Below are 24,689 nucleotides of genomic sequence, written 5' to 3'. Positions count from 1 at the left end.
TTATCCCCATCCCACCTTTCAATTCCCTTCTTATTTTTAATTCCATCCCACTTCACTATCCACCTCACTAATTTTTTTACATGGATATCTCCAACTGAATTACCTTCAAATCAAAATTCAATGTATCCATTAATCAATTTTTAATCAACCTAATTTTCTAATGGATTCTTATGTGTGAATCAATTTTTATACCATGGAAAATTTATATTTAATAAACAGGAAAATGAATAAAATAGACTGGATATAAACATAGATGTTTGTAATTATCTTTTTACAAATAAAATTAAATTTGTAAATGTTTTTATGGTTAGATTAGAGATGTGAAATTTTAAATAAACCTAAAAGACTAAAAAGCAGTTGATTATGTTAATAAAAATAAAAAAATCAATTAAATTAAAAAAGGTGAGATGATGATAAGATGTATATCCTGCGGTGCAGAGTACGGCCTTGATGAAATAATTTACACTTGCAAAAAATGTGGTTCAATATTAGAGGTGGAATGCAGCCCTGAAGTTTCAAAAGATGTTTTTAGTTGTCGAAAATCAACCATGTGGAAGTACAAGGAGTTCATGCCTGTAGATGAGTCAAAGATAGTAAGCCTTGAGGAAGGAGGAACACCCTTTGTCAAGTGCCAGAAACTTGGAGAAGACCTTGGAGTTGATTTATACGTTAAAGTTGAGGGTTCAAACCCAACTGGAAGTTTTAAAGACAGGGGAATGAGCGTTGGAATCACCAAGGCCGTTGAGCTGGGTGTTGACACAGTTGGATGTGCATCAACTGGAAACACTTCCGCGTCACTGGCAGCCTATGCAGCACGTGCTGGTAAAAGATGTGTGGTACTTCTACCATCTGGAAAGGTTGCCCTTGGAAAACTTGCTCAGGCAATGTTCCATGGAGCTGATGTAATCTCCATTAAAGGAAACTTTGATGAAGCACTTGAGGCAATAACTGCCCTGGCACTTCAGGGTCAACTTTACCTTCTAAATTCAGTGAACCCCTTCAGACTTGAAGGTCAGAAATCTATTGGATTTGAGATAGTGGATGATCTTGGATGGCAGTCCCCAGACAGGATAATATTACCTGTGGGAAATGCAGGAAACATATCTGCAATATGGAAGGGAGTAAACGAGTTTTACAACGCAGGATTTATTGAAGATCTGCCAATGATGACTGGAATTCAGGCAGAAGGTGCGGCACCAATATACAACGCTGTTCAAAAGGGTAAAAAGGATATTGTACCTGTTGAAAACCCGGAAACCATTGCAACTGCCATAAGGATCGGGGCACCTGTAAGTGCAGCAAAAGCTCTGCGTGCAATCTATGACTCCAACGGTCTTGCAGAAACAGTGACCGATGATGAGATACTGAGCGCCCAGAAATTACTTGCAAGAACCGAAGGAATTGGTGTTGAACCGGCATCCGCAGCATCCATTGCTGGGCTTAAAAAGTTAGTTGAAACCGGTAAAGTGGATAAGGGCGAGAAAGTGGTTTGTATTGTAACTGGACATCTCTTAAAGGATCCAAATACTGCTATAAATGCGTGTGAAAAGCCTGTTGAAGTTGATGCAGATATTAACACTCTTTCACGCATTATTACTGGCAAATAATGGATTTCCCCTTACAATTTTTTTTAGGGAAAATCGAAACTTATCTATATTCTAATTTTTTATGAGTGTCCCAATACAACATGATTTGTCATGGGCTGTCCCAAGATCATATGGATGACCATGACATGACCCATCAGCACACAGATCATCAAAAAATCACCAAATAAAACGATAAATATATATAGCAGTAAGACAACAGAGTAATATAACTAATATACAAAAATGAGGTGATTAAAGATGGAATTACCAATTGCTCCAATAGGAAGAATAATAAAAAATGCAGGTGCAGAAAGGGTCAGCGACGATGCTAGGGAAGCTCTAGCAAAAGTATTAGAAGAAAAAGGCGAAGAAATAGCTTCACAGGCTGTTAAACTTGCAAAACACGCTGGAAGGAAAACAATAAAAGCATCTGACATAGAAATGGCAGTTAAAGGACGCTAAGTCCTTTTAACTTTCTTTCTTTTGGTTATCGCAATAAATTTTTATACAAATTCTGATTTTTGGACTCATTTTAATATTAAAAACTAATTTAAACCCCAATCTTATTGTTATTGAGTTTATTTTTAGATTTTACTAATTTAAATCTTTTAATCTTGATACCTATTCATTTTTAAAATTTTAACTCTTAGATAAGATCCTGAAATCCAAATATAAAACCCTTTTAATAGAAGATTGATTTAATCAAGGAGCTATTCACTCCATAGCCTTTTATTTTTATATAAAAATTGAAGTAACCTTGATTTATTGGGCAATGTCCTGCAAAAAACATATAAAGCCTGAAAAATAACACATTATAATTTAATAGTGAAGAGGAAATTGCATGAGTAATTTTGAAGAATCTGATAATTTTATGACCAGCAACCGTATGTTAGCCCTTACAGATGGTATTTTTGCAATAGCAATGACACTTTTAGTTTTGAGTATCGGAGTGCCCCACGTATCTGGACAAATATCCAATACAGCCATCCAGGAATCACTTTACACCATAGTGTCCCCATTTATCAGTTTTGTTTTGAGCTTCATTCTTCTTGCCATGTTCTGGGTGGTCAACCACAGACAGTTACACTACGTGAAACATGTGGACGATGCATTTCTATGGATAAACATAATATGGCTTTTGTTCATTGTCATAGTCCCCTTCACAACAGATTTAACTGGAACCTATGGAGGGTACACAGTATCCCAGTTAATATTCAATTTAAATCTGTTAGGAATTGCCTTTTTCCTATATTTAAGCTGGTATTATGCAACCAGAAAGGGACTTGTCAGTAGTAAGATAAACAAAAAAAAGTTGGATAGTATGAGAAGAACTTGCCTTCTTTTCATAGCAGTATCAGCAGTGGCTACTGGATTATCATTTATAATACCCAATGGCAGTAGCATAGTTTATTTAATTCTTCTGGTAGAAAAAGTCATTTGATAGTAAATATAACTGATAAAATCCCTATAAACTGTATTTAAAGCCTGTTACATGTCCCATATTATCCTAGCTTAAATGAAATCTGGAGGAACATTGATTACAGAATGTTCTAGATATAATCAACAGTTAATGAAAACAGAATCAAAAATCAAGTGAATGAAAGTTCATATTAACTGGAAGAAATGGGAAACATTTCCAAAAGGTGTTGGAAGATTTCAGATGTTATGATGTTAAATTCTAGGATGCAGTTCTGTTGAGAATTTCTGAGGAGAACTGAAACCTAAAATCTAAAAAAATGAAGGTTCAATATGTACCAGGGATCATAACTCCACAAAGAATAAAAGCCATGTGAAAGAGATGTTTAATTGACATCAAAAGCCATGAAAGAAAGTATATATACTATGATGGTGAAACATCTAATAAACTAATTTTGAACTTCTAAAATCATGTATTTTTAAGTTTAAATAGGTTTTAAATAGGATTTAACCCTTGGATAATTCCCTAAAAAGAGATTTAATAAAGGAAGGATTCCAGGTAGTTGTTTAAACAAAAATTTAAACACAACAATTGATTTAAATGATTAAATTTAAGTCATTGCCTGATCGGAAGAACTTTTATATGTTGAACATTAAAAGTAAGATCTGCCGATGGATGGTTAAAACCAGATGAAAAAGGAGGTAAAAAAATGGCAAAAGCAATGTATGTTAAATTCGACGTACCAAAAGAAATAGCTGACAAAGCTTATGAAGCTTTAGAAATAGCAAAAGACACAGGTAAAGTAGGTAAAGGAACAAACGAGGTTACCAAAACCATAGAAAGGGGTAACGCAGTACTTGTTCTAATAGCTGAGGACATTGAACCACCAGAAATAGCAGCACACTTACCTGTACTCGCTGAAGAAAAAGAGATTCCTTACGTTTACATCCCAACTAAGGATGAATTAGGAGAAGCAGCAGGTCTCAACGTTGGTACAGCATCTGCATGTATAATAGAAGCAGGCGAAGCTGAAGACTTAATCAAAGACATCGTTGAGAAAGTCGAAGAACTCAAAAAATAGAACTATTTTTACAAGAAAGGTTTAGGGACTCGAAAAGAGTCATAACCAAATACCTTTCTCATTTTAATTGAAGGTGATTGTAATGGGAGAAGCAACTCCTGCTGAAGTGATTGAAGTTCTCAAAAGAACTGGAATGACTGGAGAAGTCATGCAGGTAAAATGTAGGATACTCGATGGAAGAGATAAAGGTAGAATATTAACCAGAAACGTCATGGGAGCAATAAAAGAAGGCGACGTTTTAATGTTGCTGGACACAATACGGGAAGCTAAGGAAATCCGTACCCCATAGACAGACAGGTGTTTAATATGAGAACATGTTCATTCTGCGGAGAAGAAATTGAAGAAGGTACAGGAAAAATGTACGTCAAAAAGGACGGAACAGTCTATTTCTTCTGCAGCAGTAAATGTGAGAAAAACAGGATAAAACTCGGAAGAGTTCCAAGAAAGGTTAAGTGGGTTAAACAATGAAACAGAGAAGCTTCGTAATGCTCAAACCTGATGCAGTTAAAAGGAGACTTGCCGGAGAAGTCATAGGCCGTTTTGAAAAACGCGGACTCAAGATACTGGCTGCAAAGATGATGGTTATAAACAAGGAACTTGCAGAGACACACTACGGAGAACACGCTGAAAAACCATTCTTCAAAGACCTCGTTGACTATATAACCTCCGGCCCAGTGCTTGCAACAGTCATTGAAGGCGAAGAATGTATAAGCATGATCAGGAAGATGGTAGGAGCCACCAACCCTCAGGAAGCTGAGATGGGTACAATAAGGGGCGACTATGCCATAGATACAGGTAGAAACATAATACACGCTTCAGATGCACCAGATTCTGCAAAAAGAGAAATATCACTATTTTTCGATGAATCTGAAATCTGCGAGTACGTTCTACCTGATGAAGAACTGATATACGAAGAACCTTAAAAAGAATTGATTGAAGAGCATTTAATTTTTAAGCTCTTTTTTTCAAATTTTCATCTGTTTCATGAATGGAAGATTCAGTTTAAACAAATCTTATCCTAAATGAGTAGAATAATAGATAATTTAGGACATATTTACAGCATAATATATTTACAACATTTTAATTGTTATCTGGAGGATAAAATTGAAGATTAGATCACCAATAGTGTCTGTTCTGGGCCATGTTGACCATGGTAAAACAACACTCCTGGATTTTATAAGGGGCAGTGCCATAGCCCAGAGGGAAGCTGGAGGAATAACACAGCACATAGGTGCGACTGAAATTCCAATGGAAGTTATAGACAACATCTGCGGCGACCTTCTGAAGAAACTGGACATTAGAGAGACACTACCAGGACTATTTTTCATTGACACTCCAGGCCACGAAGCCTTCACAACCCTCAGGAAGAGGGGTGGTGCACTGGCGGATCTGGCAATTCTAATCGTGGATTCAAATGAGGGTTTCAAACCTCAGACCTATGAAGCCTTGAACATACTCAAGATGTGTAAAACTCCCTTCGTAGTTGCAGCAAACAAGATCGATAAGATCTACGGCTGGGAAACATATGAAGGTCTTTCATTCATTCAAACCTACAACAAACAGGCCAGAAGTGTTCAGGAAAAACTGGACAACAATATCTACGAACTTGTTGGAATACTGCATGATGAAGGATTTGAATCTGAACGATTCGACAGGGTTCAGAATTTTGCAAGGCAGATAAGTATCATTCCAATAAGCGCAAAAAGCGGTGAAGGAATAGCTGAACTTTTAACCATGTTGATGGGGCTTGCACAGCAGTACCTCAAGGAACAGCTCCAAATTGAGACAAATTCCCCTGCAAAGGGAACCATCCTTGAAGTTAAAGAGGAAACAGGGCTTGGAGTAACTGTTGATGCAGTTATATACGATGGAATTCTTAAAAAAGCTGATACAATAGCCCTTACAACTGATAAAGAAATTATAACCACCAAAATAAGATCCCTTCTAAAACCAAGACCCCTTGAAGAGATGAGGGAGTCTAAGAAACGTTTCAAAAAGGTTGATGAAGTTGTTGCAGCTGCAGGTATAAAGATCGTGGCTCCAAACATTGAAGACGTTATGTCAGGATCTCCACTGCGTGTTGCAGGTAAAGATTTTGATAAGGTTAAAGAAGAGATTTTAAGTGAAATTGAAAGTATTAAAATAGACACTGATGAAATGGGCGTAACTGTAAAGGCAGATACCCTTGGATCCCTTGAAGCACTTGTTAATATGCTGAAAGCTATGGATGTGCCCATAAGGGTTGCAGATATAGGGGATGTTTCAAGGCGTGATGTCTTTGATACTGCCATAGTCCAGAAGGAAAACCCACTCTACGGTGTGATCATAGCATTCAATGTCAAGGTACTCCCATCTGCAGTGGAAGAAATAAAAAGTTCCCAGCTGAAACTTTTCTCTGCGAATGTTATTTACCAACTTACTGAGGATTATAAGGAATGGACGGATGCTGCAGAGGAACGAAAGCGAAAAGAATGGTTGGATGCAGTGATAAAACCTGCAAAACTCAGAATAATCCCTAAACTCGTTTTCAGACACAGCAAACCTGCAATTGCAGGTATAGAAGTTCTTGGAGGCACCATGAAAAAGGATTATGGCCTCATAAATGAGCGTGGTGAACGTGTTGGGAAGGTTGAGAGCATGCAGGATAAGGGAGAGAACAAACCTTCAACCTCAAGGGGCCAGAAGGTTGCCATGGCAATAAAGGATGCTGTTTTCCAAAAAGATTTTGAAGAAGGAGACGTTTTATACGTGGACATACCTGAAAACCACTTTAAGATCCTTGAAGCAGAACTCAAGGGCAAACTCTCAGAAGATGAACTTCAAATACTCAATGAAATAGTTGAGATAAAAAGAAAAGATGATTCATTATGGGGTTTGAGGGTTGAATATTAAACCTGATAACTACAATATTAATATCATAAATTATTAAATCAATTCATATAAATTTAGAAGATGAACAAGATTGAATTTAATCCATTGGATTCAATGTTGATTAACCTTAATTGACTTTAAATTGAAGGAATTAAAATAAATTAAATTATAAAAAATAGTTAAAATTTAATGGATAAGATCCTTATTAAAATTATAAATCCTTAATATTGGGATATCCATGGTATTATGATCATTGAAGTTTCTACAATGGAAAACGATAAATAATATAGACTATAAAAAACCAAGAATAAGATGGAGGAGATAGATTGGCATTTAAATTAGTTATTTCAGAAGGCGAAAACAGCCATCAAGTTGAAGTTGAAGCTGCAGAGTCAAAGAAACTCATAGGATTAAAAATCGGTGATGAATTCGATGCCTCTCTAGTTGGTTTAACAGGATATAAACTTAAATTAACCGGTGGAAGCGATAAAAACGGATTTCCAATGAAGAAAGATGTTGACGGCCCAAGGAGAATGAAAAGTCTCCTATCCGGTGGTATAGGTTTCAAACCAAAAAGAGACGGTCAGAGAAGAAGGAAAACCGTCAGAGGCAACACAGTCTCCGATGACATAGTACAGATCAACACGACCATTGCAGAGAAAGGCAGCAAAACTATAGCTGAACTTTTAAACAAAGAAGAACAGAGTGAGGATTAGAATTTTTTACAGGTGTAACTTGTGAAAATACAGTCCGAAATAAACATTGGGCTTGTAGGGCACGTTGATCATGGTAAAACAACCTTGACAAAGGCCCTATCGGGCATATGGACAGATACCCATAGTGAAGAAACTAAGAGAGGTATCTCAATAAGGTTGGGTTATGCTGACATAACCTTCCGCAGGTGTATGGAGTGTCCTGAACCACAGTGCTACACAACAGCAGAGATATGTGAGAACTGTGGAAAAGAAACACAACTACTCAGGAAAGTATCCTTCGTTGATTCACCTGGACACGAAACACTCATGGCAACCATGCTTTCAGGTGCGGCAATAATGGACGGTGCAGTTCTTGTTATAGCTGCAAATGAACCATGCCCACAGCCTCAAACAAAAGAACATTTAATGGCCCTTGATGTTATAGGAGTCACAGATGTTATAGTCGTCCAGAACAAGATAGACATTGTTTCAAAGGAAAGGGCAATAGAAAGCTACAAAGAAATAAAAGAGTTTGTCAAGGGTACATGTGCAGAAGATGCACCCATAATACCAGTATCTGCCCAGCAGGGAGCGAACATAGACATTCTCATTGAAACAATCCAGGAGAAAATGAGAACTCCAAGGCGTTCACTGAGAAAAGCTGCAAGAATGTACGTTGCACGGTCCTTCGATATTAACAAACCCGGTTGCAAACCCCAGAATATTCAGGGTGGAGTAATAGGTGGATCCCTTGTTCAGGGAAAACTTAAAGTCGGCGATGAGATCGAGGTGAAACCCGGAATTCAGATTAAGAAGAAGGGTAAAAGTGAATGGATAAGCTTATTCTCTGAAATCACAGGTCTTGTTGCAGCTGATGAAGCTGTTGAAGAAGTTGGACCTGGAGGACTCATTGGAGTTGGTACTAAACTTGACCCTGCACTTACAAAGGCTGATTCCCTCTCAGGATCAGTTGCAGGAAAACCTGGAACACTACCCCCTATAATACATGGGTTCACAATGAAAACCCACCTGCTTGAGAGGGTGGTTGGTACCAAGGAAGAACGTGATGTTGACCCTATCAAATCATCAGAACCACTTATGATAAACATAGGAACAACAACCACCATTGGAGTTGTTACCAGCGCCAGGAAAAAGGAAGTTGAGGTTAAACTTAAACTACCTGTATGTGCTGAGGAAGGCCAGAGAGTTGCACTCAGCCGACGTGTAGGTGCAAGATGGAGGTTAATAGGATATGGTATCATCAAATAAACCCTTTGCAGTTCTTGATGCAAATTTTTTATGATACCCGCTCAGTTTCACGTTGATATTGTAGGTGAACTTGAGCGCATCCTACCATCTCACAGTTATGTTGTCCCATCACCAGTTCTAAGGGAACTTGAAGTCATAAAAAAGAGATCCAAAGGCAAAGACAAAATTGCAGCAGGAGTAGCTATTAAAATAGCAAGCTCTGAGCCAGTGCAAACTGTGGAACTTGAACTCAAAAGGGGAGAACACGTGGATAATGCACTCCTTAAAATGTTCAAATCCAATTCTAAGGATGTTTTATGTACAAATGACCGTGAATTGAGAAACAGGGCAAAAAAAAGAGGAATAACTGTTGTTTATCTTCGTCAAAGAAGGTATCTTGCTGTTGATGGACATTTAAATATATGAACTAACATTAAATTTTTAAAAATTATTAGAAAATTATTATAATTGAGTAAAGATTATCTTTTGATGAACCTTTTTTTAAAGGTTATCTCAAGGTTTTTTGGAGGAATCACATGAATCTCTGGAAAGACATACCAACAGGACCATCTGCAGACGTTTTATACGCTGTTGTGGAAATTCCAAAAGGATCAAGGAACAAATATGAATATGATAAAGATAAAGAAGCATTTGCACTTGACAGGGTTCTTTACTCTCCATTTCACTACCCTGCAGAGTACGGTATAATACCCCAAACCCTCTGGGACGATGGAGACCCAATGGACATACTTGTCATGATGGATCAGGCCACATTCCCAGGTTGTGTTATAGAAACCCGACCAATAGGTATCATGAGAATGATGGATGGTGGAGAAAGTGACGATAAGGTTCTTGGTGTTCCAGTAAACGATCCAAGGTACAACGATGTTAAGGACATAACAGACATCCCAAAACATTTCCTTGATGAAGTAGAACACTTCTTCACAGAATACAAGAAGCTCGAGGGAAAAACAACTGAAGTTCTTGGATGGGACAACGCAGAGAAAGCATTTGAAGCCATTAAACATTCAAAAGAACTTTACAATGAAATGTAGTTTCTATGAATGAATTCTTCAGAAAATTAGGTTCATGGCCATGAATTTAGATCCATGGTGCAACATGAACAAATAAAAATTTAAATAACCTTAGTTAAATCTAATGAACAGATTAAACTGAATGATCATTAGATCATTAAAAAGTAAGTGGATGTTTGCTTATAATTAAAGCAGGAATTAGGGGGATTTGATTGTATTTAATATCCAAAATAGAAGACACTGTGAGAATCCCACCAAACCGGTTTGAAGAACCAGTGGAAGAAGTGGCAGTAGAAATCTTAAATGAGAGCTACGTTGGAAATATAGACAAAAAACTGGGATTGATGGTAACAGTCAAAGAAATTGAAGAAATAGGCATCGGAAGGGTTATAATGGGCGATGGTGCAGCTTACTATGATGTCGTATTCACAGCACTGTCCTTCAAACCAGAATTACACGAAGTTGTGGAAGGAGAAGTCATAGAAATAATGGAGTTCGGAGCATTCATACGCATCGGACCAATGGACGGACTTGTACACGTTTCGCAGGTTACAGATGATTACATAAACTACGATGGAAAAAGAGGAGCCCTCATAGGTAAAGAATCCAAGAAAAGCCTTGAAGAGGGTAACAAGGTTCGTGCAAGAATAGTTGCCCTGAGCATCAAGGGAAAATCCTCTAAAGAAACCAAGATAGGTCTCACAATGAGGCAGCCGGGCCTTGGAAGAGTTGAATGGATCCAGGAAGAGAAGGACAAGCAGAATAAAAAGACTAAAAAGGCAAAGGAGAAGGATTAAATGGTTACAAAAGCATGCACCAAATGCCACAGGATCATGGATGAAGAGAGATGTGCAATTTGTAACATACCAACTTCAAAAAACTGGAGTGGCTTCCTGATAGTTGTGGATCCTGAAAAATCAAATATTGCAAGTGATCTCCATATAACACTTCCTGGAGAATATGCCCTGAGGGTTAGATAGTGTTAATACTGAAAAAAGAAATGAGATCAGAGTTTAAAAAACCATTTGGAAAACTCTATCCTTCAATAGAAGATGCAGAAGAAATCTTAAAATCATCAATTCAGAATGGGAACCCCATCATTTCAATAGGTGATGTTACCACCCGTAACATCCTTGAAGCAGAAATAATACCAGATATGGGTATTGTAGATAACAAAATTGAGAGAAGACCCTCTGAAGATGAAATATATTACGATAACATCACATTAAAAACAGAAAACCCACCTGGAACAATAACAGATGATCTGTGGAAAACAATTGAAAAAGCCTTCCAACTCATGGATTCAAAACACCATGTTTTAATCACAGTTAATGGGGAAGAAGATCTTGCTGTTATTCCATGTGCCATAATGGCCCCTTCAGGCTCCATAATATTATATGGTCAACCCGGGGAGGGTGTGGTGCTTTGTGAAGTTGATAAAATTAAAAAAACGGCAGAACGCCTGATCAAAATGTTAGAGGAGGCATAATATGGACATCAATATAAACGAACAAATCGAAAATCCACTTTTAAACAGAACTGAAATACGCTTTGAATGCACATACCAGGGAGAATCTACCCCTAAAATTCTTGACGTTAAAAACAGACTTGTAGCACTTTTAAACGTTGACAAAAACCTTCTTGTTGTGGATAATGTCAAACCATCCTACGGTGAAGGTAAAGCAGCAGGATACGCAAAACTTTACGATTCAGAGGAAAACCTCTCTAAAATCGAAACAAAACATGTTGTATCCAAAAACAAAGAACCTGAAAAGGAATCTGAAGAAGAAGCTGAGGAATAACTGGATTAGTTCAGTACAAACAGTTCCAACCAATTCTTTTTTCAACCCAGTGCATTGAAGTAAAAACTGCAATATATAATTATTTAAATAGATTTAATTTAACTTATTAACTAAAAAATACCCAAGGGAGGATTTAACTATGAAAAAATACCAGCTTTACGAAGTTAAAGATAACAAGATCATAAGAAAAAACCCTGAATGTGTCAGATGTTCCCACGGAGTCTTCATGGCTGACCACGGAGACAGATACGCATGTGGAAGATGCGGTTACACCCAGTGGAAAAAGGATAAAAAATAGATTTAAAAAAAATAAATCTAAACTTCCAAAAATATAATTAAATACATTAAATTCTTTTATTTTTATTAATTTTTAATTTAACAAACTTTTTTAGGTGAACTTTTTGAATCTCAGGTCTGGAAGACTAAAAGGAAAGATGACAAGCGACGCTGCATCATTCACATCATCCATGGAATTTGACAAACGCATATTCCTGGCAGATATCAAATGTAACGTTGCACACACAACCATGCTTAAAGAACAGGGCATAATACCCCCTGAAGATGCTGATAAAATAGTTGAAGCACTTCATGACCTTGAATCTGAAGGAATAGATGCCCTTAACCTGGATCCTTCTGTTGAAGACATACACATGGCCCTTGAAAACTACGTAACAGCCAAAATAGGTGAAACAGCGGGTTTCATGCACACTGGGAAATCCAGGAATGACCAGGTTGCAACGGACTTAAGACTTGTCCTAAAAGAGGAAATCAGAGAAATCAATGCAGATTTACTGGCTTTTATTGGTACCATTCTGGATATTGCATCTGAGAACAAGGAAACCATCATGGTTGGGTACACACATCTTCAGCATGCACAGCCAACAACCTTTGCCCACCATCTTCTGGCCTATGCAAATGAGCTGAGAAGGGATTATGAGAGGCTTGTTGATGCATATAAACGGGTTGATATGTGTCCCCTTGGTGCTGCAGCCATGACAACCACGAGTTTTCCAATAGACCGTGAAAGAACCAGGGAACTTCTGGGTTTTGCAAGGCTCATGGAAAATTCCATAGATGCTGTAAGTTCCAGGGACTTCATGGCAGAAACAGTTTTTGCACTGTCCATGCTTGCATCGAATCTGAGTAAGATCTGTGAGGAACTGGTTATATGGAGTACCTATGAGTTTGGTATGGTTGAAATATCCAATGAGTACTCATCAACATCTTCAATAATGCCTCAGAAGAAGAACCCCGATGTTGCAGAGATTGGAAGGGCAAAAACTGGTGTGTTATATGGGGAGCTTGTTACAGTTATGAGTATCTTGAAGGCCCTACCTCACAGCTACAACCGTGACCTTCAGGAAGTGACACCTCACCTGTGGAACAGTGTTGATACTGCACACTCCATGCTGAATATCACACACCACATGCTTGCCTCTGTGGAGTTCAATGTTGAAAGGGGAAGGGAACTTGCAAACTCCAACTTCGCAGCTGCAACAGAACTTGCAGATCTAATGGTAAAAGAAAAGAACATGCCATTCCGTGTTGCACATCAAATAGTGGGCAGAACAGTTACAGAAGCCATTGAAAAAGGAATAAAACCTGCAGAAATAGATTCAAAGTTCCTGGATGAAGTTTCAATGGAGATACGTGGTGAACCGCTTGGAATTGATGATGAGCTCGTTAAGAGGGCACTTGACCCCTACGAGATCGTTAAAACCCGTAGGGCAATTGGCGGATCTTCACCTGAAGCTGTTGAAGAGGTTATAAAGAGGTTACAGAACTTTTTAAGGGCTGAAGGTTTCGATTAATCAAATTAGTTTTTTATTAACCTCCTTTTTTATTATTTTTATTGAAGTATTAGCTTAATGAATTAAAAATTTCTAATAAATTTTTTTTACAGATACAATTCTTTATATTTATTTAAAAAAATTAAAAAATAAAATCATCAAAAAAAATCTTTTTTAAAACAAGTTATTGAAAATAATTCAATCTTTTTCCATGTAACCGCAGTTGTAACAGTACCAAAATCCATCTGACTCACTGTAAAACATTGGATATCCGCAGCTTGGACATATCTTATCCATTAAACCACCCATTTCCAGTAATAAAACTTATCAACATATCCACCCTGATTTTCATAATATCTATATAGGATTGATTACAAAATATATTTCCATGGAAAGCGATACAAACCGTGAAATACTGGGAATAATTGCAATCATAATCGGTGTTCTTATGATCATATACCCCCAGCTTGTGGGGTATTTGGTTGGAATATTCCTTGTGATATACGGAATAATGACCTTGATCAAGTAAAAAAATGGATTAAAGGGTTCGCATTATAAGGTTCAGGGCTTCACCCGGCTCAAGAACACCAGCCCGGGTTTCCCTTAAAACCCTTTGAATTGAAAACCTGCGCATATGTGGATGCATCTTATGAACTTCATTTATAAGCGGACATCCGTAGCCTGCACGACTTTCAATTCCAAATCTACCTGCTAAACCCTTTGTTTCACCCTTGGTTGCAGAAAGCATTGCAGGCATGTTGATTCTCCAAATACCGTCCTTTAAAAGGATTGACTGCGACCCTGTGGATAGAAAATCTCCAAATATTACAAATTGAACTTTTATTTTATTAGCGTAAGCCATAACTGCATTCTCAATTACAGATGAACACCGTCCACATGGATGGATCTTTCCCTCAAGTGCATCATCTACAACTGATTTCATGTCAACTGTTACGTATTCATGAGGAACTTCAAGACTTTCTGAAAGATTTTCAACACTCTTCTGGAAGTACCTTGGAAGTACGATCTCACCAGGATTCACTGTAACTGCAACTGGATTGAATCCCATGAACTTGGCAATTACAAGGGATGCACTGCTGTCCACCCCACCAGAAAGTGCAACCACTGCCCTGTGATCCCTAGCTTCATCTAAAACACTATCTGCATCTGAGTGAATTTCAGAAGGATTAAAATCATTTAAAGTACAATCAAGACTGTGTATATTTTCAATTCTTTTTTCAAGTAGTTTTTGAAGATTTTGGAGGGGAATCCTATCTTCTGAGATGAATTCTGCCATGATATTCCCTAGTTTTTCGAGTGCAAGTTCCATTCTGTATTTCTTAATGAGCATATCTGAATAAGATTCAACATGAATGGAATTTGCACCGAGTTCTTCCCTCAACCTTCCAACAACCCAACCTCCCTTCCCTATAACTGCAGATTTTTCCGGTCGATCTGGTGTTACAATTGTGATGTCATGGGTTTCTGGATTGAAGATCACCTTTTCAAGGGAAAATCCGAGTTCATCCCATAAATCAAGATTTATATCATCTGCTGAACTCTCACCATCCACAACAGGTTTTAAAAGTTCCTTCAATACATTTACACTTTCTTCAACTTCTCTTTTCATAAAAAAAACCTGGTTTTGCTTGTTTCTTGTTTACTGTAGAAATCTTAATTTACTGCCTAACTGTAATTAGTTTACCTACTTTTAATTATCTGCTGTAAACTCCCATGAGCTGTCCATCATCCAGGATGTGTCCTTCCATTGCATCCAGAAGTTCCTGTCTCTTTATGAGGGATGGAAGGTCAATGAGAGTGTCAAGGGCGTATATTTTGAAGTAGTATCTGTGAGTTCCTCCATGAGGACATGGACCCCTGTAGCCAACTGTTCCAAAATCGTTCAGGCCCTGTCTTGCACCATTTTCAAGTTCTTCCCTTTCCATAATCCATTCTGGAAGCTCAGTGCAGTCAGCAGGCAGGTTGAAAAGTACCCAGTGACTCCACGTACCTGAAGGTGCATCTGGATCTTCGCATATAACTGCAATACTCATTGCACCACCTGGAAGGTTTTCCCACTGAAGCCTTGGGGAAACATTAACATCTGTACATGTGTACCTGTTTGGTATGGGTTCTCCTTCACTAAAAGCTGTGCTTGTAATTTTAATTGTCATTTGGATCATATCCTCATGTGTGAATTGTTTATGATTTTTATTGAGATTGAATTATTGAGATTGAATTTGTAAATGAATTTTAATTTACTTAACTGGAGTTAATTATTTTTATTCCATTTATATATTGAATTATTTGTTTTATCCTTGAGCATTGGATTCTTGAATAGTTCCCTATCTATTAGAATCTTTTAGTAAATCTTTTAGAATTTTTTTCAAATATTCTTTTTCAGGTAACTCAATGGTAAATAACTGATTTCAAAAACTTTTTTATTTTAAATATTCTTTTTTAAGGATATTTTAAGGATATAATGAGTTATAATGCGTTATTTCCTATTTGTATCTAAGAACTGTTATCCTGAAAAAAATCAGTACATGAACGTGTATAACGAAGCTTTTTAATAATAAAAATTATTCCAAATATTATCAACAAAACATTTGAGCCATATTTTTTTCTAATAAATATCAATTTCAGTTTACTGAATTTTTTGAATTGATACTCAATTTTTCACAGGCTGATGGGAACTATGGATCATGATCACTGAAATCAAAAACTCCACCAAGACAGATATTTAATTACAGTTTTCATTGATGACACAATAAGTGTAAGGGTTACCAATAAGCAATAGATCGACAAACTTAAATACTATGGAGTCTTAATAATTGAATGAGGTGGTATATATGACTGAATTACCAATTGCTCCAGTCGGAAGAATAATTAAAAATGCTGGTGCTCCAAGAGTCAGTGATGACGCAAGGGACGAATTAGCAAAAGTTCTGGAAGAAACAGGCGAAAAAATTGCAGCAGACGCTGTTAAACTAGCAAAACACGCTGGCAGGAAAACAGTTAAAGCATCAGATATTGAAATGGCCATCAAAGCATTATAAAAAATGGCCAATTTCTTTATTTAACATTTTAATTTTTTTAAAAGCCGAAATTATATGTACCCAAACTCTTTTTCTACATAAAATAAATAATAAATAATTAGTTCTAGCCAAAAAACAGGATCATCTAATTATTTAGGATTTACTTTGAGGATCTACAAAGTTATTTTAACTACAAGTTAGATTGTAATTACATTATCTGTAAGATATAATATCATATCTTGTACTTGCAAAAATAATTTTATTTATCGTTGAGTACAAGTATCATATAAAACCTGTAAAAAAAGTAATTGTAATTTTAATTGTAAACTCATTTTCTGGTGATGAATTTTGACAAGGATATCCATATTGGATCATGATAGATGCCAACCAAAAAAATGCAACTACGTCTGCATAGAATACTGTCCAGGCGTTAGAATGGAAGAAGACACAATAACAATTGATGAAAAAACTAAAAAACCCATAATGTCTGAAGAGTTATGTGCTGGGTGTGGGATCTGTACCAACAGATGCCCCTTCAATGCTGTAAGCATTATAAACCTTCCTGAAGCTCTTGACGAACCTATACACCGTTACGGTCAGAACATGTTCGAGCTTTTCGGCCTTCCCAACGTGAGGGCGGGATCTGTTGTGGGAATATTAGGACCCAATGGTATTGGAAAATCAACCATTATAAGAATACTTTCAGGAGAGTTAAAACCAAACCTTGGAAACTACGAGGAAGAGAGTTCATGGGAAGATATCATAGATTTCTTCAAGGGTTCACAGCTTCAAGGTTACTTCAAAAAACTTTCAAGTGGAGACATTAAAGTCGTGCACAAGCCCCAAATGGTTGATCTTCTTCCAAAGGTTGTTAAGGGCAAGGTCAGAACCCTGCTTGAGGGTGTGGATGAGAGGGGTGCAATGGATGAAACCCTTGACACCCTTGAAATAAGGTCCATCCTTGACAGGGACATCTCAAAGCTCAGTGGAGGAGAACTTCAGAGGGTTGCAATAGCTGCAGCAGTTCTTAGAGATGCTGATTTCTACTACTTCGACGAACCCACAAGTTGGCTTGATGTGAAGCAGCGTTTGAATGCAGTTAAAGTGATAAGGAACCTTGCAGCAGATGGGAAAGCTGTTGTAGTCATAGAACACGACCTTGCAGTTCTTGATGCAATTTCCGATTACGTGCACCTTCTCTATGGTCAGCCTGGAGGATACGGTGTTGTTTCTCAGATGAGGGGTGTTAGAGTGGGTATAAACGCTTACCTTCACGGATTTTTAAGGGAAGAAAACATTCGTATCAGAAAGCAGCCAATTGTGTTTGATGTGAAACCTCCAGCTCAGGAGGGTGAAGCTGCAGTTCTTGCAGAGTACACCACAATCAAAAAATCCTACGAAGGATTTTCACTTGAAGCTGAAGCTGGAAAGGTGCAGCACGATGAAATAATAACTGCATTTGGTCCAAACGGTATTGGTAAAACCACCTTTGCCAAAATACTTGCAAATGTAACCAAACCAGACAGTGGAAAGATAAGTAAAAAGGTTAAAATTGCCTACAAGCCCCAGTACCTTGCATCAGACTTTGATGGTAGTGTTCAGGAACTCCTGATAACAACAGCCCCTAACTATGGTACAAACATCTTCAAAACAGAGATTGTGAAGCCTTTCTCCCTTGATGATATAATGGACAAGGATGTTGGAGATTTAAGTGGAGGAGAGCTTCAGAGACTTTCCATTGCAGTAACATTATCCATGGATGCTGAAGTGTACCTCTTCGACGAACCCACAGCATTTCTGGATGTTGAACAAAGACTCCGTGCTGCCCGAGCTATAAGAAGAGCTGTTGAAAGTCGTAATGCCGCTTCAATCATTGTTGACCACGACATAGTGTTCATAGATTACATTTCAGACCGTGCAATGGTTTTCCACGGTGAACCTGGAGTTGAGGGACATGCAAGCAAACCAATGGATTTGCGCTCTGCAATGAACAGCTTCCTCTCAGATGTGGGAATAACCTTCCGCCGTGACAAGGAAACTAAAAGGCCACGTGTTAACAAGTTCGGAAGCTACCTTGACCGTGAGCAGAAGGAGAAGGGAGAATATTATTATCTGGAGAGCTAGATCATCAGTCATCTGGTGAAGTTTAATCTCCATTATTACCTATTTTAGCCCTTTTTAATCCATTTAAACCTTTTATTTGTTTTTAATTGAAGTTCTACTTTTTTAAATTCTATTTTTGCTTTCCTAATTGGTTATTTTAAGTTTTTATCCTTAAAAAACAGGCTATAAACTAAATAAGTGATATTTAACTGTGTAAAATTAAAATAAATATTAAAATAATGATTTTTAAAAAATAAGTGATACTTCTAATGGTTCCTATTTTTCAAATGAAAAAAATAGAAATTTTAGTGGAAATATTAAAAATAAATATCTTAAAAAAAAATAAAAAAATAAAATCTTATTTAGATTTTATAGCATCAATGGCCTTTAGGAACTCTTCCCCAAAGTATTCAACCTGTTCCCGTGGTATTGAATAGCTCACACGCAGGTATCTGTGTCCGAATAGTTTGCTGGTGTAGGATCCTTCCCTTGTGAATATCTTCCTCTCAAGGAGGTAATCTGCAACATCCATTGGTTTTATACCTGCATCGTAGAGATCTATTGCCATCATATTACCGTCTGATGGATAAACTGGAATGAATGCTCCTTCAACCTGGTCAACTGCTTCCTTGATTATCTTCTGGTTGCCGCGGGTGGTGTTCCTTACGTGGTCAAGCCAATCTGGTTTGGTTTTAAGGGCTGCTATTGCACCGTGCTGTGCAACAACGTTGGTTCCAAGGTCGTTTATCACGATACTCCTTATTGAGCTTATGATCTCAGGTATTCCAATGATTCCACCTATCCTCATGCCGGCCATTCCGTAGATCTTGGAGAAACTGTATATAGTGACAGTGTGTTCAGGTGCGTACTTGGCCATCAAATTGTGATCCCTTGCAAAATCACGGTAGGTGATGTCATGTAAAAGGTAAATGTCATTATCCTCTGCAAGATCCGCAAAGTCCTTTAACTCCTCCTTTGTGTAACATGATCCAAGGGGATTCAGTGGGTCAACCAGCACCACCAGTTTGGTGTTATCATCCATGTTCTCCCTTACAAGGTCCGGTGTGAGTTTGTAGCCGCACTCCTTGTTGTAGATTGGAACAGATTTTACATGGTCCCCGAACCTGCTTGCGAAGTTGTCTATTATGAGGTAACCTGGATCACAGGTTATGGTGTTGTTTTCTGGCTCCAGAATATCGTTGGTGCACAGGTAAAGGGATTCTGTACCACCTGCAGTTATTAGAATATCAAACCTGCCATCGTTAAGCCCAAGATCTTCCAGTACCAGTTCCTTTAACTCAGGAAATCCTTCTGGAGGTGGGTATTTGCAGTAATTTCTTTTTCTGATACTGCCCATCATGGCATTCATAATTCCGTTTTCATCATGAAGGTGGTTGGTGTTTTGACCCATCCAGATCATGTCTTCGTCGTTGTAAACGTAATTGAAAAAATCGTTGGGTGTTTTAAAACCCTTTGGTATCATCTTTGCAGTTTTTGCATACTTCTTCCGTGAAATCATACATCTCACAACACAATCGTATCATATCTATAAAATTATCTTAAAAAAGCAGATAATCCTTAGAATTATTAAAAGGCTCGAATTTACTTCTTTATCCTTTTAAACAAACTATTTTTTTCAATATTTAGTTAAATAGCCCTTAAAACTGGAAATTTAAACTTTCAGCAGTTCTATTAATAGTTCTAAAATCTATCCTCTTGTATTCAATTAACATCTAAATATTTGTAGGGTTAATTCATCTTTCTTTTCTATTTGTATTGACATGATTTAAAATTATCTATTCCTTATTTTCTTACCTTTGGTTTACTCTTTCATTTTTAATTTTATAAATTTATTAGTTATTCAATAAAAAAAAATCATCACCAATAGGACAAAATTATGATGAGTAGGTTACTGAAGTATAAAAAATTGATCTGGAAGGTTATTCCAGGCCGTGATCAACTATCCTGAAACGCGCCCTTAATCCTTCAGGCCTGCTTCTATGCCTTTTCAAGACGGCAAAACGTTCACCACTGCCGTTTATCCTCACAACTTCAACCATTATCTTACTCCAGTACTTGAGTATTGTACCTCCAACAGGTTCTATCATACCATCGGTACCGTCAGCATCAAAAATTGAGTATATCTGGTTTGTTATTACAACTGCAACATTATTTTTCCTTGCAATCCTTGAAAGTCTTCCCATCTGTTTTCCAAGCTCTCTATTCATCTGTTTGGATTCACCATCCTTCAGTCGGTAGAGTGCAACTGCAGAATCCAAAACAACAAGTTCAACCTTTTCCTTTCCAGAATCTATGCTGTTTTCAATTTTTTTCAAAACTTCATTCTGTTCCTTGAAGGTTGTGGGTTCAAGGATCATGATATTAGGTGCTAAACTATCAAAATTTCCGTTTGATATTTGTTTTACCCTTTCTATTGAAAATCCACCTTCTGTATCCACAAATATGACCTTACCTCCAGTTTTTGCGCACTGTACAATGAGCTGAAGAACTATGTTGGTTTTACCAGAACCTGGAGGGCCGTAAAACTGGGTGAGACATCCTCTTTCAACACCCCCTCCCATTATATTATCTATGGGTGATCCCGTGGGTATTCTGCTCTTTTCTTCTAGGTTGGATAGAACTTTCAATATATTACTCCCTTTAAAATTTAGTTTTAAATCAAGTTGATGATTAACTAACCTGTTTAATTAAGTTTAATTAACTTTAATTCAAATTTCATAAGCAACTCAATAATAATATTTATATTTTTTATAATAATTATTGATTTTAACTTTCTTATAAGTAGATGTGTTAACTCAATAAAAATAGATTTGCTCTAATCTTTTATCTGAATTTTAATAAAAAAATTTTTAAATTTCATAAAAGATATATTAAAACCAGAAAATTTGTAAATCCACTGCAGATTTTTATTTAAATGTAGTTAAACCATCCACCTTTACAAGATTGCAGGTTTTATGAAGATAAAATTTGGAAGGTTCTGTTTTAACTTGGAACATATGGAGGGCTGGTATTAAATTTAAAAGATTCAGGACGTGAAAAATGATGGACGTGGTTTTAATAAATCCCTGTGATGAAAATGCCGTGAAAAATTGTTTAGGATTTAAAGTTCCGCCATTAAATCTTATGTATCTTGCTGCATCCCTTGAAAAGGCATTGATGTCCGTTAAAATATTGGATGATGACATCATGCAGATGGGTGAAGAAAAGGTTACACAACTGGTTTCAAAGATGGATCCCATGATCGTGGGACTTACAGCAAGCACATCCAACATAAAAAAGGCACTGAAATATGTTGAAAAGATCAAAAAAACACTTCCAAACACACTTACCATGATAGGTGGTCCACACACAACCTTTATCCCCTTTGAAACCCTACAGGAAAATGAATTTCTGGATTTGGTTGTTGTGGGTGAGGGTGAAAAAACAGTTGTTGAACTTGCACAAAATTATTCAAAGTATGGAGTTAAAGGTCTTGAAAATGTTAGGGGAATAGTTTACAGAACCCCCGACAGGAATGCAATTAAAATAAGAGAAACCCAACCATTAATAGTAGATCTTGATTCTATTCCATTTCCTGCAAGGCATCTTGTACCCTTCCATGCCTACGGAGTTTCAAAGGATCAGGAAGGAGACATGATCACAAGTAGGGGATGTGTTTATTCATGCGAATACTGCTCATCGTCCTTGATAATGGGCAAAAAATTCCGTTCAAGAAGCCCTGAAAATGTTGTGGATGAAGTTGAGGAGCTCACAAACGAGTACAAAATTAAAAATATAGCCTTCCTCGATGACACATTCATGATGAACAAAAGACGTGCCGGTGAAATAGCCGACGAGATAAAGTCAAGGGGACTTGATGTGAGCTATGTTGCATCATCCAGGGTTGACATGGTTAATAAAGATTTGCTTGCCAAATTGAAGGACTCGGGTATGAACACCCTTTACTATGGAGTTGAATCCGGCTCACAGAGGGTTTTGGATCTCATGAAAAAGAGAATCACCCTAAAACAGGCAGAATACGCAGTTGAATCCGCAAAAGATGCAGGTATAAGGGTTTTAACTTCATTCATCCTGGGATTTCCAGGAGAAACTGCTGATGAAATTGATAAAACCATTGATTTTTCAATAAAATTGAATGCAGATTACAGCCAATACTCAATATTGACTCCTTTTCCAGGAACACCCATATACCATGAACTTAAGGATAAAAAACTTTTGGACACAGAAAACTGGGATAAATACACTGTTCTGAAATCTGTTATAAAGTATGAAAATATAGGGCTGAGCAAGAAGTTTGTGGAACGAAAACTGGCAAAAGCCTACTTAAAATTTTATACACGGCCAAAGTATCTCTTAGAACATAAATACATGTTCAAAGTAATGGTTGAAACCATTTTTAGAAGTTTTATACTTCCGAAACTTAATGGAGGAACCAGTGAAGGATGGTATCATGAAATAAACAAACAAATGCCCTAAATAAATCAGATCTTAGTCTTTATTCCATTTTATACTTTACTTTACCTAATATCGCATCTTTTTTTAGTTGAAGCTGAAAACTTTTTATATGTTACTATTTTCAGTATTCTCCTTTTCAAATAATTCCACCCCTGAACCTTTACGAAGTACTCTGAGTGGATTACAGGTCATATCAACCACTGTTGACGGAAGGGTCTTTTCAAGCCTTCCTGCATCTAAAATTAGGTCAACTGATTCACCAAGCTGATTATAAACTCCCTCTAGAGATTCTGGAGCCTTCATACCGGATATGTTGGCACTCGTAGCTGTTACTGGAAATTTACGTGAAAGTTCCATGGACACCTTACTATCAGGTATTCTAACACCTATCTTGTTTTCACCTGCAGTTAAAACCGTGCTGATATTTTCCTTCTTGTTCAATATCAATGTAAATGGTCCTGGAAGAATGTTTCTTGCGATTTTTTCAGTTAAACTGTCCATGTAAGCTACCTTAAAAATGTCTCCAATACTGGAAAGGCAAACTGAAAGGGGTTTTGATTTCGACCTCTTTTTAATATTAAAAACCTTTTCAACAGCCGTTTCATTGAATATATTAACCCCAATACCGTAGAGTGTGTCTGTGGGGTAAACAACAACCCCACCATCCATTAAGATATTGATTGCATATTCAATTTTAGCTTTTTCAGGTTCTTGAGGGTTTATTTTAACTATTTCCATCTCATCATCTTTTAATTTCTTTAAATTTTAATTGCTTTAAAAAGTGTTGTATACATTTCAATATGTTAATTGCTTTAAATGACCCATATATTTTTTTTTTAAATTCCCAAGTGCACACTGATAAATCTACTTTGAAATCCGAATCAAAAGTATATATCTACCTCCATCTATAACTAGAGGTATGCTGAACAGACTGCGACCCAATGTCAAGAAATTCATAGACCCCCTAGCCAAGAGAATGAAGGTAAACCCCAATGTACTAACCATTTTAGGACTCATTGTGAGTATCATGTCAGGAGTCATGTTTGCACTGGGAGATCTTCTACTTGGAGCAGTCCTAATACTTCTGAGCGGTTTTGTTGACATGCTTGATGGTGCTGTTGCACGAAACAATTCATCTAAAACAAAATTTGGAGGAATTTTAGACTCCACATCAGACAGATTTGCAGATGCAGCAATAATCATCGGTATAATTTATGGTGGCTTTGTGAATCCCCTAATTGGTGCCCTTGCAATTCATGCTTCCCTAACTGTAAGCTACGTCAGGGCCCGAGCTGAAGCTGAAGGAATCAACTGCAGTGTTGGATTCGCTGAAAGGGCCGAACGCCTGATCATAATAGTGGCAGGAGCACTTTTAAGTGCTATATTCCATCAGAACCTGATCCTTTATGGAGCGGTTGTTCTTATAATGGTCCTTGGATATTTAACAGTCTTACAAAGAGTTTATCATTCCTGGAAGGAACTGAAAGGCCAGTGATGGTTGTGTGAAATTTAAAATGGAATTATGAAGAATTGATTTTTTTTATTTAT

29 protein-coding genes are annotated in these 24,689 nt (G+C 37.1%); 23 read left to right on the top strand and 6 right to left on the bottom strand.

The genetic code is table 11. From position 1 onward, the window contains the following. Window positions 1–410: 410 nt before the first annotated feature. The 18 genes from thrC (at window position 411) to argH (ending at window position 13,545) form a co-directional block, all read left to right on the top strand. Window positions 411–1,607, top strand: coding sequence for a threonine synthase (thrC, locus tag J2756_RS08985; RefSeq protein ID WP_209584825.1), 1,197 nt, complete (start codon window positions 411–413; stop codon window positions 1,605–1,607). A 237-nt stretch (window positions 1,608–1,844) separates the two neighbouring features. After that, the gene (gene hmtB, locus J2756_RS08980) at window positions 1,845–2,048 is read left to right on the top strand and encodes a histone HmtB (protein WP_071907253.1); all 204 of its coding nucleotides are present in this window, start codon (window positions 1,845–1,847) and stop codon (window positions 2,046–2,048) included. Between the two features lie 379 nt (window positions 2,049–2,427). Continuing rightward, window positions 2,428–3,027, top strand: coding sequence for a TMEM175 family protein (locus tag J2756_RS08975; protein WP_209584823.1), 600 nt, complete (start codon window positions 2,428–2,430; stop codon window positions 3,025–3,027). Window positions 3,028–3,712: 685 nt separating this feature from the next. Continuing rightward, a complete protein-coding gene (gene rpl7ae, locus J2756_RS08970; RefSeq protein WP_071907254.1) occupies window positions 3,713–4,084 on the top strand; it encodes a 50S ribosomal protein L7Ae in 372 nt (123 codons plus the stop codon). Between the two features lie 82 nt (window positions 4,085–4,166). Beyond that, entirely contained in the window at window positions 4,167–4,373 is a 207-nt protein-coding gene (locus J2756_RS08965; protein ID WP_071907255.1) for a 30S ribosomal protein S28e, read from the top strand. Window positions 4,374–4,390: 17 nt separating this feature from the next. Continuing rightward, complete coding sequence (locus J2756_RS08960; protein ID WP_071907256.1) at window positions 4,391–4,552, top strand: 50S ribosomal protein L24e; 162 nt, start codon at window positions 4,391–4,393, stop codon at window positions 4,550–4,552. Next, window positions 4,549–5,007: a nucleoside-diphosphate kinase gene (ndk, locus tag J2756_RS08955; RefSeq protein WP_209584821.1), complete on the top strand. Its 459-nt coding sequence runs from the start codon at window positions 4,549–4,551 to the stop codon at window positions 5,005–5,007. The genes J2756_RS08960 and ndk overlap by 4 nt, the downstream gene beginning before the upstream one ends. A gap of 181 nt (window positions 5,008–5,188) precedes the next feature. After that, a complete protein-coding gene (infB, locus tag J2756_RS08950) occupies window positions 5,189–6,976 on the top strand; it encodes a translation initiation factor IF-2 (protein WP_209584819.1) in 1,788 nt (595 codons plus the stop codon). Window positions 6,977–7,281: 305 nt separating this feature from the next. After that, window positions 7,282–7,671: a 30S ribosomal protein S6e gene (locus J2756_RS08945; RefSeq protein WP_209584816.1), complete on the top strand. Its 390-nt coding sequence runs from the start codon at window positions 7,282–7,284 to the stop codon at window positions 7,669–7,671. Window positions 7,672–7,692: 21 nt separating this feature from the next. Further along, entirely contained in the window at window positions 7,693–8,919 is a 1,227-nt protein-coding gene (locus tag J2756_RS08940; RefSeq protein ID WP_209584814.1) for a translation initiation factor IF-2 subunit gamma, read from the top strand. 30 nt (window positions 8,920–8,949) lie between these two features. Next, the gene (locus J2756_RS08935; protein ID WP_209584812.1) at window positions 8,950–9,324 is read left to right on the top strand and encodes a type II toxin-antitoxin system VapC family toxin; all 375 of its coding nucleotides are present in this window, start codon (window positions 8,950–8,952) and stop codon (window positions 9,322–9,324) included. A 110-nt stretch (window positions 9,325–9,434) separates the two neighbouring features. Continuing rightward, window positions 9,435–9,953, top strand: a complete 519-nt coding sequence (locus J2756_RS08930) for an inorganic diphosphatase (protein WP_209584810.1) — start codon at window positions 9,435–9,437, stop codon at window positions 9,951–9,953. A gap of 200 nt (window positions 9,954–10,153) precedes the next feature. Continuing rightward, window positions 10,154–10,729: a DNA-directed RNA polymerase gene (locus J2756_RS08925; protein ID WP_209585009.1), complete on the top strand. Its 576-nt coding sequence runs from the start codon at window positions 10,154–10,156 to the stop codon at window positions 10,727–10,729. Beyond that, on the top strand, window positions 10,730–10,912 hold the full coding sequence (spt4, locus tag J2756_RS08920; protein WP_209584808.1) for a transcription elongation factor subunit Spt4: 183 nt from the start codon (window positions 10,730–10,732) through the stop codon (window positions 10,910–10,912). After that, entirely contained in the window at window positions 10,912–11,421 is a 510-nt protein-coding gene (locus J2756_RS08915) for a GTP-dependent dephospho-CoA kinase family protein (RefSeq protein WP_394357547.1), read from the top strand. The genes spt4 and J2756_RS08915 overlap by 1 nt, the downstream gene beginning before the upstream one ends. Window position 11,422: 1 nt before the next feature. Continuing rightward, a complete protein-coding gene (locus tag J2756_RS08910) occupies window positions 11,423–11,734 on the top strand; it encodes a 30S ribosomal protein S24e (RefSeq protein ID WP_209584806.1) in 312 nt (103 codons plus the stop codon). Between the two features lie 139 nt (window positions 11,735–11,873). Beyond that, on the top strand, window positions 11,874–12,032 hold the full coding sequence (locus J2756_RS08905; protein WP_071907267.1) for a 30S ribosomal protein S27ae: 159 nt from the start codon (window positions 11,874–11,876) through the stop codon (window positions 12,030–12,032). Between the two features lie 103 nt (window positions 12,033–12,135). Next, window positions 12,136–13,545 carry an argininosuccinate lyase gene (gene argH, locus J2756_RS08900; RefSeq protein ID WP_209584804.1) on the top strand — a complete coding sequence of 470 codons (1,410 nt, stop codon included), beginning with the start codon at window positions 12,136–12,138 and terminating at the stop codon, window positions 13,543–13,545. Window positions 13,546–13,722: 177 nt separating this feature from the next. Here the strand turns inward: argH and J2756_RS08895 are convergent, their stop codons facing one another. Continuing rightward, window positions 13,723–13,833 (bottom strand): Sjogren's syndrome/scleroderma autoantigen 1 family protein, encoded by a 111-nt coding sequence (locus tag J2756_RS08895; protein WP_342593127.1) that lies wholly within the window; start codon window positions 13,831–13,833, stop codon window positions 13,723–13,725. 79 nt (window positions 13,834–13,912) lie between these two features. Here J2756_RS08895 and J2756_RS08890 point away from each other — a divergent pair, with 79 nt between their 5' ends. Beyond that, entirely contained in the window at window positions 13,913–14,053 is a 141-nt protein-coding gene (locus J2756_RS08890; RefSeq protein WP_209584801.1) for a DUF3096 domain-containing protein, read from the top strand. Between the two features lie 9 nt (window positions 14,054–14,062). On the opposite strand, the gene J2756_RS08885 is transcribed toward J2756_RS08890, so the two are convergent. Together J2756_RS08885 and J2756_RS08880 are read right to left on the bottom strand one after the other, a co-directional pair. After that, window positions 14,063–15,154: a 7-cyano-7-deazaguanine synthase gene (locus J2756_RS08885; RefSeq protein WP_209584799.1), complete on the bottom strand. Its 1,092-nt coding sequence runs from the start codon at window positions 15,152–15,154 to the stop codon at window positions 14,063–14,065. Window positions 15,155–15,239: 85 nt separating this feature from the next. Further along, window positions 15,240–15,698, bottom strand: a complete 459-nt coding sequence (locus tag J2756_RS08880; protein WP_209584790.1) for a YbhB/YbcL family Raf kinase inhibitor-like protein — start codon at window positions 15,696–15,698, stop codon at window positions 15,240–15,242. Between the two features lie 678 nt (window positions 15,699–16,376). On the opposite strand from J2756_RS08880, the gene J2756_RS08875 reads away from it, so the two are divergent. Both J2756_RS08875 and J2756_RS08870 read left to right on the top strand, forming a co-directional pair. Beyond that, entirely contained in the window at window positions 16,377–16,583 is a 207-nt protein-coding gene (locus J2756_RS08875) for a histone family protein (RefSeq protein ID WP_209584788.1), read from the top strand. A 327-nt stretch (window positions 16,584–16,910) separates the two neighbouring features. Next, complete coding sequence (locus J2756_RS08870; RefSeq protein WP_209584786.1) at window positions 16,911–18,686, top strand: ribosome biogenesis/translation initiation ATPase RLI; 1,776 nt, start codon at window positions 16,911–16,913, stop codon at window positions 18,684–18,686. Between the two features lie 337 nt (window positions 18,687–19,023). On the opposite strand, the gene J2756_RS08865 is transcribed toward J2756_RS08870, so the two are convergent. Beyond that, on the bottom strand, window positions 19,024–20,184 hold the full coding sequence (locus tag J2756_RS08865; protein ID WP_209584785.1) for a pyridoxal phosphate-dependent aminotransferase: 1,161 nt from the start codon (window positions 20,182–20,184) through the stop codon (window positions 19,024–19,026). Window positions 20,185–20,605: 421 nt separating this feature from the next. After that, complete coding sequence (gene radB / locus J2756_RS08860; RefSeq protein ID WP_209584783.1) at window positions 20,606–21,313, bottom strand: DNA repair and recombination protein RadB; 708 nt, start codon at window positions 21,311–21,313, stop codon at window positions 20,606–20,608. A gap of 412 nt (window positions 21,314–21,725) precedes the next feature. Between radB and J2756_RS08855 the strand changes: the two genes are divergently transcribed. After that, on the top strand, window positions 21,726–23,162 hold the full coding sequence (locus tag J2756_RS08855; protein ID WP_245316009.1) for a B12-binding domain-containing radical SAM protein: 1,437 nt from the start codon (window positions 21,726–21,728) through the stop codon (window positions 23,160–23,162). A gap of 84 nt (window positions 23,163–23,246) precedes the next feature. Here J2756_RS08855 and J2756_RS08850 read toward each other — a convergent pair whose 3' ends face one another. Next, window positions 23,247–23,879: an L-threonylcarbamoyladenylate synthase gene (locus J2756_RS08850; RefSeq protein WP_209584781.1), complete on the bottom strand. Its 633-nt coding sequence runs from the start codon at window positions 23,877–23,879 to the stop codon at window positions 23,247–23,249. Window positions 23,880–24,060: 181 nt separating this feature from the next. Here J2756_RS08850 and pgsA point away from each other — a divergent pair, with 181 nt between their 5' ends. Continuing rightward, window positions 24,061–24,636: an archaetidylinositol phosphate synthase gene (pgsA, locus tag J2756_RS08845; protein ID WP_209584779.1), complete on the top strand. Its 576-nt coding sequence runs from the start codon at window positions 24,061–24,063 to the stop codon at window positions 24,634–24,636. Window positions 24,637–24,689: the final 53 nt, after the last annotated feature.

The organism is Methanobacterium aggregans (assembly GCF_017874455.1).
GTDB lineage: Archaea > Methanobacteriota > Methanobacteria > Methanobacteriales > Methanobacteriaceae > Methanobacterium_C > Methanobacterium_C aggregans.
Note: the sequence above shows the minus strand (reverse complement) of the source record. Positions and strands in the feature narration are given on the sequence as shown.

What these genes read in the sequence shown, in the direction of transcription:
- J2756_RS08875 (WP_209584788.1), top strand. Translation starts at nt 16,377, where the DNA reads ATGACTGAATTACCAATTGCTCCAGTCGGAAGAATAATTAAAAATGCT.
- thrC (WP_209584825.1), top strand. Translation starts at nt 411, where the DNA reads ATGATAAGATGTATATCCTGCGGTGCAGAGTACGGCCTTGATGAAATA.
- rpl7ae (WP_071907254.1), top strand. Translation starts at nt 3,713, where the DNA reads ATGGCAAAAGCAATGTATGTTAAATTCGACGTACCAAAAGAAATAGCT.
- J2756_RS08960 (WP_071907256.1), top strand. Translation starts at nt 4,391, where the DNA reads ATGAGAACATGTTCATTCTGCGGAGAAGAAATTGAAGAAGGTACAGGA.
- hmtB (WP_071907253.1), top strand. Translation starts at nt 1,845, where the DNA reads ATGGAATTACCAATTGCTCCAATAGGAAGAATAATAAAAAATGCAGGT.
- J2756_RS08975 (WP_209584823.1), top strand. Translation starts at nt 2,428, where the DNA reads ATGAGTAATTTTGAAGAATCTGATAATTTTATGACCAGCAACCGTATG.
- J2756_RS08850 (WP_209584781.1), bottom strand. Translation starts at nt 23,879, where the DNA reads ATGGAAATAGTTAAAATAAACCCTCAAGAACCTGAAAAAGCTAAAATT.
- J2756_RS08880 (WP_209584790.1), bottom strand. Translation starts at nt 15,698, where the DNA reads ATGACAATTAAAATTACAAGCACAGCTTTTAGTGAAGGAGAACCCATA.
- J2756_RS08865 (WP_209584785.1), bottom strand. Translation starts at nt 20,184, where the DNA reads ATGATTTCACGGAAGAAGTATGCAAAAACTGCAAAGATGATACCAAAG.
- J2756_RS08855 (WP_245316009.1), top strand. Translation starts at nt 21,726, where the DNA reads ATGATGGACGTGGTTTTAATAAATCCCTGTGATGAAAATGCCGTGAAA.
- J2756_RS08965 (WP_071907255.1), top strand. Translation starts at nt 4,167, where the DNA reads ATGGGAGAAGCAACTCCTGCTGAAGTGATTGAAGTTCTCAAAAGAACT.
- J2756_RS08910 (WP_209584806.1), top strand. Translation starts at nt 11,423, where the DNA reads ATGGACATCAATATAAACGAACAAATCGAAAATCCACTTTTAAACAGA.
- pgsA (WP_209584779.1), top strand. Translation starts at nt 24,061, where the DNA reads ATGCTGAACAGACTGCGACCCAATGTCAAGAAATTCATAGACCCCCTA.
- J2756_RS08885 (WP_209584799.1), bottom strand. Translation starts at nt 15,154, where the DNA reads ATGAAAAGAGAAGTTGAAGAAAGTGTAAATGTATTGAAGGAACTTTTA.
- J2756_RS08890 (WP_209584801.1), top strand. Translation starts at nt 13,913, where the DNA reads ATGGAAAGCGATACAAACCGTGAAATACTGGGAATAATTGCAATCATA.
- J2756_RS08895 (WP_342593127.1), bottom strand. Translation starts at nt 13,833, where the DNA reads ATGGGTGGTTTAATGGATAAGATATGTCCAAGCTGCGGATATCCAATG.
- J2756_RS08905 (WP_071907267.1), top strand. Translation starts at nt 11,874, where the DNA reads ATGAAAAAATACCAGCTTTACGAAGTTAAAGATAACAAGATCATAAGA.
- ndk (WP_209584821.1), top strand. Translation starts at nt 4,549, where the DNA reads ATGAAACAGAGAAGCTTCGTAATGCTCAAACCTGATGCAGTTAAAAGG.
- J2756_RS08930 (WP_209584810.1), top strand. Translation starts at nt 9,435, where the DNA reads ATGAATCTCTGGAAAGACATACCAACAGGACCATCTGCAGACGTTTTA.
- spt4 (WP_209584808.1), top strand. Translation starts at nt 10,730, where the DNA reads ATGGTTACAAAAGCATGCACCAAATGCCACAGGATCATGGATGAAGAG.
- J2756_RS08935 (WP_209584812.1), top strand. Translation starts at nt 8,950, where the DNA reads ATGATACCCGCTCAGTTTCACGTTGATATTGTAGGTGAACTTGAGCGC.